We start from the raw sequence: 4,521 nt of genomic DNA on the forward strand, positions 1-4,521 counted from the left end.
GTAGACGTCGTCGCTCGATTCGGCGCGCACGCCGCCCCAGCCGCTGAGCAGCACCGCCCGTCTGCCCGCGCGTCCCAGGGCGTCCAGGACGATCCCGGACGTCTCGTCGGGGCGGGGGAGGGCCATGCTGCCGAAGCCCACGCAGACGGGCGCGGGACCGGCGTCCAGGAAGTCGGTGAGCTCGCCCGGCGGTGTCCAGTCCCCGTCCGTGTCGAGGAACCAGTACCCGGTGACGTGGGCGTGGCCTGCCCAGTCGGCGGGCGGCGGAATCACGGCCGGGCTGATGCCGTACAGGACGGGCGGCGTGACGGACGCACGGGTCGGTCTCGGGCCGAACAGGGGCGCGCGGGGAAGGCCGAGCACGCGGCGCATGTCCGCGTCGACGGTGCGGAAGGCCTGCCACATGACCTGCCGGGTGAGCTCGTGCGTGAGGAGGTTGACGCTCCCGCCGAGCCGCGCGAGCCCGCCCGGGAACAGGGCGCCGGGGAAGGCGCGGGTGGGCGTGAAGGGCACCACGTGGGCCTCCACGAGGGGGACGTTCAGCTTCTCAGAGAGGGCGCGGGCGAGGTTGAGTCCGCCGATCCCGGCGAGCAGCACGTCCACGTCCCGCGTGGCCGCGAGGCCGTCCTCGGCCCAGAGGGGCGCGGCCTCGCGCATGAGCTGCGCGCTGCGGCGGTTGAGGGCGAGCATGTCGCCCCTGGCGAGCAGGGCGCGCATCTCGTCGTCCCGGACGGCGGCCTGCACGTCGCCGCGCACGCTGCGGAAGTCGAGGCCCGCGCCCTGGACGAGCTCCGCGAAGTTCTCGTGCGTGACGAGGCGCACGTCGTGACCCTCGGCGCGCAGGGCGCGTCCGAGCGCCACGTAGGGCTGCACGTCGCCGCGTGAGCCGAGCGCGACGATGGCGGCCCTCACGAGCGCCTCCCGTCTTCGAGGCCGGGCGCGAGGAGGTCGGCGAGACGCGCGGGCAGGTCCGCCCAGCCCGCGTCGAGGTCGGGGTCGCCGAGGGCGCGCTGGACGAGCATGCCGATGACGAGCGCGGCGACGGCGCGGGAGGCGAGGTCGGACGCGCCGGGCAGGAGGGGGCGCGGGCCTTCGAGCATGGGCGCGAGGAGCCGCTCGCGGAAGCGCGCTCCGAGGTCGGGGTTGACGAGGATCTCGGACATGACGACGCGGAAGAGGGTGAGGTCCCCCTCGGAGAAGCCGCGCAGGGCGTGCGTGAGGAGCAGCGTGAGGGTGCGGCGCGTGTCGAGCCCGTGGAACTCGGCGGGGTCGACGGCGCTCCGCGCGGCGGTGGTGAGGCGGTCGAGGAGGGCGAGGAGGAGGGCGCCCTTGTTCTCGAAGTGGTTGTAGATGGTGCCCTCGGCGACGCCCGCCTCGCGCGCGACGTCCTTCGTGGTGGTGGCGTGGTAGCCGCGTTCGGCGAAGCTGCGCGCGGCGGCGTCGAGGATGCGGTCGGCCTTGCTGGCGGTCGTGGCGGGGTCTCCCATGGTCTCTCCTGAGTGAGTGCTCACTCAGATCTTGAGACATGGACGGGCCGACGTCAAGGGGCACGTTCGGACCATCGTCGCCCGGACTACGCCTCCTCTTCCGCCGCGAGCCTCAGGCCGCGCGCGTGGAAGTCCTCGAACTCGTCGAGCCACGCCCCGTAGAGGCGGCGGCGGTTGGCGAGGTCGGCGCGTTCGAGCGCCTCCCCGAGCTTCTGGTAGAAGGCGCTGCCCTGCTCGCGCATGGCGCGCGCGGTCCAGTAGGGCTCGCTGCGCATCAGGACGTCCAGGCGGTCTTCGCGGTCGGTCATGCGGTGAGTGTAGCGGGACGCGAGCGGCGGCCTCCCCGCCACGGGGGAGGCCGCCGCTCGGACGGTCCTACTGGGTGTTCTGCGTGCTCGCGTCGGAGCTCACGGCCTCGATGGTCTGGGGCTGGTTGCTCACGGAGCTCTTGATGGCGATGGTGCGCTTCATCGCGGCCTCGCTGCGGGGCACACGCAGCGTGAGGCTGCCGTGCTCGTGGCTGGCCTCGATGCGCGACAGGTCGTAGCGCGCGGGGATGTTGAAGGTGCGGACGAAGGTGCCGTAGGCGCGCTCCTGACGGTGCGCGGTGCGGCCCTGCTTCTGCTCGTAGCGGCGCTCGGCCTGCACCATGACGGTGTTGTTCTCGGCCTCCACGCGGATGTCCTGCGGGTCGATGCCGGGGAGGTCCAGGCTGATCTCCAGGCCGTCCTCGTCCTCGTGGATGTCGACGGTGGGGGCGTAGCGGTTCTGGCCGTTCTGGAGGCCGAAGGCCCGGTCGACGCGCTGCTGGAGTTCCTCGATTTCACGGAAGGGATCGAATCTCATCATGTCGCTCTACCTCCTGCGGGTGTCTTGCTTACGTAGGCATTATGCAACTTGAGTGCTGTAGTGTCAAGTTAGCTGCGCGTTAACCGGAGTGTCAGGTTCGAGGCCGCCCGAGAAGGTCGGGCGTGAGCCCGCGTCCGCCCACCCGCCTCGAATCGTGTAACATCACAACTGACCTTTAACGCGGTTCCGAGAAACCGCACCCGCCCCGCGAGGCGAGAAGGAGCACCCATGACGCACCACACCCGCACGACCGACGGCCGACCCGCCGTGGTCGGCCTTTTTTTGAGCCGCGCCACCAGGAGCGGAGGCCCCGCGTGATCTTCAAGGCCAACATCCTCACCGACGCCGAACTGCGCCGCGCCCTCACCCGCATCGCCCACGAGATCATCGAGCGCAACAAGGGCGCGCAGGACCTCGCCCTCGTCGGCATCCACACGCGCGGGATCCCGCTCGCCACGCGCCTCGCCGACAAGATCCGCGAGCTCGAACAGGTCGACGTGCCCCTCGGCAAGCTCGACATCACCCTCTACCGCGACGACCTCAGCGAGATCGCCCACCAGCCCATCGTGCGCCGCACCGAGGTCCCCTTCGACCTCGCCCGGCGCCGCGTGATCCTCGTCGACGACGTCCTCTACACCGGACGCACCGTCCGCGCGGGCCTCGACGCCCTCATCGACCTCGGGCGGCCCAGCGCCATCCAGCTCGCCGTGCTCGTCGACCGCGGCCACCGCGAGCTCCCCATCCGCGCCGACTACGTCGGCAAGAACCTCCCCACCGCCCGCGACGAGGTCGTCAAGGTCAAGCTCGCCGAGACCGACGGCGGCGTCGACGCCGTCGAACTCTGGCAGGAAGACGAGGCGGGCGCGTGAGGCACCTCCTCGACTTCCACGGCTGGACCGAAAAGCAGCTCACGGGCGTCCTCGACACCGCCGACGTCATGAAGGAGGTCCTCGGGCGGCCCGTCAAGAAGGTCCCCGCCCTGCAGGGCCTCACCGTCTGCACCGCCTTCTTCGAGAACAGCACCCGCACCCGCGTCTCCTTCGAGCTCGCCGCGCGCCGCATGAGCGCCGACGTGCTGAGCTTCGCGGCGGGCGCGAGCAGCCTCAGCAAGGGCGAGAGCCTGCGCGACACCGTCGAGACGCTGCGCGCCATGCAGGTCGACGCGTTCATCGTCCGGCACCACGCCGCCGGGGCCGCGCACCTCGTCGCCCGCTACGGCGGCAAGCCCACCATCAACGCCGGGGACGGCCGCCGCGCCCNCCCCNCCCNGGCCCNGCNCGNCGCGCNCNCCCNGCGCCGCGNGNNCGGCGAACNCGCCGGGCGCAAGGGCGCCANCGNCGGGGACGNGCGGCACNCGCGCGNCGCGCGCNCCAACGCCGAACNGCNGCCCCNGCNCGGAGCCGAGGNCGNGCNGNGCGGCCCCGCCACGCTCCTGCCGAGGGAACTCGCCCGCAAGGGCGTCACCCTCACCACCGACGCCGCCGAGGCCGTGCGCGGCGCCGACGCCGTGATGGCCCTGCGCCTCCAGCGCGAACGCATGAGCGCCGGGTACCTCGGCAGCCTGCAGGAGTACGCCGCGAGCTACCAGGTCAACGACGACCTGCTGAGCCTCGCCGGGGACCACGCGGTCGTGCTGCACCCCGGCCCCATGAACCGCGACCTAGAGATCGACGGGAACACCGCCAGCGGCCCCCGCTCGCGCATCACGGAGCAGGTCGAGAACGGGCAGGCGGTCCGCATGAGCGTCCTCTACCACCTCCTCGTCGGGAGGGCCGAATGAGCGGGAGTCGTCAGCCGTCAGCGATCAGCCGTCAGGAGGAAGCAAGCAACGTGGTCACCCGCATCGTCAACGTCAAACGCGTCGGCTCCACCGAGCCCGAGAGCCTCTTCGTGGAGGGCGGCGTCGTCCTCGGCTGGAACCTCGACCGGGACGCGGGCCGTACCCTCGACGGGCGCGGCGGCACCGTCGTGCCCGCCCTGATCGAACTGCACGCGCACCTGCGCGAACCCGGCCAGGAGGAGAAGGAGGACCTCGCGTCCGGGCTCGCCGCCGCCGCCGCCGGGGGGTACGGCACGGTCGTCAGCATGCCCAACACCAGCCCCGTCGTGGACGACCCCGCCATCGTGGAGGCTCTGCTGCGCAAGGCGAACGCCCTCGGTCTCGCGCGCCTGCGGCCCGCCGCCG

General features: G+C 72.4%; 6 protein-coding genes and 1 pseudogene. 3 read left to right on the forward strand and 4 right to left on the reverse strand.

Annotated elements, in window-relative coordinates:
* The 4 genes from DEIPI_RS0107325 to DEIPI_RS0107340 all read right to left on the reverse strand — a co-directional run.
* A partial coding sequence (locus DEIPI_RS0107325) for a glycosyltransferase (RefSeq protein WP_027481346.1) occupies positions 1 to 912 on the reverse strand: 912 nt, incomplete at its 3' end.
* The gene (locus DEIPI_RS0107330; RefSeq protein ID WP_027481347.1) at positions 909 to 1,487 is read right to left on the reverse strand and encodes a TetR/AcrR family transcriptional regulator; all 579 of its coding nucleotides are present in this window, start codon (positions 1,485 to 1,487) and stop codon (positions 909 to 911) included. The genes DEIPI_RS0107330 and DEIPI_RS0107325, both read right to left, overlap by 4 nt.
* 86 nt (positions 1,488 to 1,573) lie before the next feature.
* The gene (locus DEIPI_RS0107335) at positions 1,574 to 1,795 is read right to left on the reverse strand and encodes a hypothetical protein (RefSeq protein WP_027481348.1); all 222 of its coding nucleotides are present in this window, start codon (positions 1,793 to 1,795) and stop codon (positions 1,574 to 1,576) included.
* Between the two features lie 67 nt (positions 1,796 to 1,862).
* A complete protein-coding gene (locus DEIPI_RS0107340; protein WP_045233846.1) occupies positions 1,863 to 2,336 on the reverse strand; it encodes an Hsp20/alpha crystallin family protein in 474 nt (157 codons plus the stop codon).
* A gap of 314 nt (positions 2,337 to 2,650) precedes the next feature.
* On the opposite strand from DEIPI_RS0107340, the gene pyrR reads away from it, so the two are divergent.
* From pyrR to DEIPI_RS29345, 3 genes and pseudogenes are all read left to right on the forward strand, one after another.
* Positions 2,651 to 3,205: a bifunctional pyr operon transcriptional regulator/uracil phosphoribosyltransferase PyrR gene (gene pyrR, locus DEIPI_RS0107345; protein ID WP_027481350.1), complete on the forward strand. Its 555-nt coding sequence runs from the start codon at positions 2,651 to 2,653 to the stop codon at positions 3,203 to 3,205.
* Positions 3,202 to 4,116 (forward strand): annotated as a pseudogene (locus DEIPI_RS0107350) (aspartate carbamoyltransferase catalytic subunit). The gene pyrR and the pseudogene DEIPI_RS0107350 overlap by 4 nt, the downstream one beginning before the upstream one ends.
* Before the next feature lie 50 nt (positions 4,117 to 4,166).
* On the forward strand, positions 4,167 to 4,521 hold a 355-nt coding region (locus DEIPI_RS29345), incomplete at its 3' end, for an amidohydrolase family protein (RefSeq protein WP_157463534.1).

The organism is Deinococcus pimensis DSM 21231, assembly GCF_000519345.1.
GTDB classification, from domain to species: Bacteria; Deinococcota; Deinococci; order Deinococcales; family Deinococcaceae; genus Deinococcus_A; species Deinococcus_A pimensis.

Excerpts from the sequence above, each read along its gene's own strand:
- DEIPI_RS0107330 (WP_027481347.1), bottom strand. The coding sequence starts at position 1,487 with ATGGGAGACCCCGCCACGACCGCCAGCAAGGCCGACCGCATCCTCGAC.
- DEIPI_RS0107335 (WP_027481348.1), bottom strand. The coding sequence starts at position 1,795 with ATGACCGACCGCGAAGACCGCCTGGACGTCCTGATGCGCAGCGAGCCC.
- DEIPI_RS0107340 (WP_045233846.1), bottom strand. The coding sequence starts at position 2,336 with ATGATGAGATTCGATCCCTTCCGTGAAATCGAGGAACTCCAGCAGCGC.